A 2,022-nucleotide genomic window follows, 5' to 3' on the forward strand; every position below is an offset into this window, starting at 1 on the left:
TGCGCTTAAAGCCTCAATATCCATTGTCTCATTATGTCCATCAATAAGGGTTTTGGATTCTGGAAATTTTTCAGTTTTCTTCATATTCCTCGCGATTATCTTGTTGGGTTGTTTCAAACTCGGAAAGATACAGACTTTCAAGAGAGCCGATCATCTGGTTTAAATCGAACATATCACGAACGCTTTGACCTCCGTTGTAAATTAGCGATTCTCTTAAGGAATTGTTTTCCAGAATAGTTTTTATCCCCTCGTAGATTTGATCGCTGTTTTCATAATCCACCAAGTAAGCATGTTTATTATGAACAATAAATTCATCTACTACCCCTGAGCGCGTGAACACAGAAGGGATTCCTGCTGCTAGGGCTTCTATATATACTTGTCCAAAGGCTTCCATATTTGGAGCCATTGGAACATGAACAAATACATCGAAAAGCTTATACAACGCGAACATATCATTTTCAAACGGAATCTCCACATATCTGTCAGTAGGTATTGATTGGAGTTGCCTATGGATCTCCTTTCGGTAGTTTCCGCGAGCATTTGCTAGTACAAGAAAGGCAGACGGATAATCTTCAAGCAACTTGCCAAAGGCTGGTACTATATAATGAACACCCTTCCAAGCTACATATCTTGATACAACACCGACTACTGGAGCGACATTTTTGATATTATATTTTTCTTTGATATTTTGTAAATTTTCTTCGGAGACCTTGGCAAAGGCTTCCAAATCAAAACCAGGATGTATGGGGATCACCTTGCTTGGAGCAACTCCATCGTAGGAAATCACTATGTCTTTGACCTTCTGGCTAGTCATTGTGATTTTTGAAGAAAGAAAATTATTAAAATGATCGTAAACTTGACCCCAAGGAACACGTTGCGGCCAGGGGAAGGGGCCTGCATGAGTTCTACTTTGTATACGTATTTGCACCCCCGCCAAACAGGCACCACTTAAGCCGACTAGGGAGCCATCCACTCCATATGTATGTACGATATCAGTCTTATTCTTTCGACAATAACGGGAGATTTTCCAGATAACCCAAAACAGGTTAAGGCTATATTTATTCGAGTATTTGATACTAATATATGGAATTTTTTGTGCCGTCAAATACTCGGGTAGGTCTGTTTGCCCTTGGTTTAGTAATATAAATGATAATTCAAACCTCTCTTTGCTTAATTCACTACAGATCCATTCAAAGCGTTTAAATCGTAAATTTGTTGCTATGACATAAGTTACTCGAATTTTCCTTCTCTTGTTGGCTTGGATGATTTGTTCTCCTCCAAGGCTTTTATTCATTAACAATCTCCTTAGTAATAAAGCCACTCGTCTCGCTTCGATTGCTCGAAGCCTTTAATTAATTTGAGCCAAAGCACTGGCTTCTACAGTTATTCTGTGCAAGAACATTGAAGCAGCTTTATGTACTTTAAAAACAGCTATTTTTGTGATTGGTTTAATCATTTAGACGATAATTGAACTGCTTCATCAGCAGTGATAAACCCCTGGAATTAAGTAAATATCTACATCCATATCATTGTCAAAATTACCTCCGACGACGCTGTGACCTCCGTTCATAACTGAACTAACCCCATACAGGTGTACTATCAATCCCTCAAAGCTTACTATGCTTGCATTTTGACATGCAGTGCAAATGTACTACTAGGTACAAATCCATTGATCGCCTTATGAGCAGATTTGGGCTGATCTATTTGTTTTTTTTGTTTTTTTATTTTAGAGCGTACCCTGATCAAAAACAAGGGTTGACATGGGTACGGATATCTGCGGTGCGGGGGCACAAAGTTTCTCCAACTGGTCTGTCCCCAGTAGTACTATTGTTCCACAGCACTATAAGCTAGAATTGACAGCACTTTTGGGTGCCTTTAGTACATTTTTACAGGGTAACTTCAGCATAATACTATTAATCCTTGCTTCGTGGCTTGGATCTACAAATCCTTTTCCAGTATTTATCACTAAATCCCTCATCGCTATCGACATCCAAAACAGAAAGTAGGGATCCTGGTTGACTG

1 protein-coding gene is annotated in these 2,022 nt (G+C 39.1%); it reads right to left on the bottom strand.

Going from position 1 to position 2,022, the window contains the following annotated elements; translation table 11 throughout:
• Positions 1-70: 70 nt before the first annotated feature.
• Complete coding sequence (locus F6K53_RS38500; protein ID WP_081431230.1) at positions 71-1,294, bottom strand: glycosyltransferase family 4 protein; 1,224 nt, start codon at positions 1,292-1,294, stop codon at positions 71-73.
• Between the last annotated feature and the right edge of the window lie 728 nt (positions 1,295-2,022).

The sequence above is a fragment of the Moorena sp. SIO4A1 genome (assembly GCF_010672065.1).
Classification (GTDB): Bacteria; Cyanobacteriota; Cyanobacteriia; order Cyanobacteriales; family Coleofasciculaceae; genus Moorena.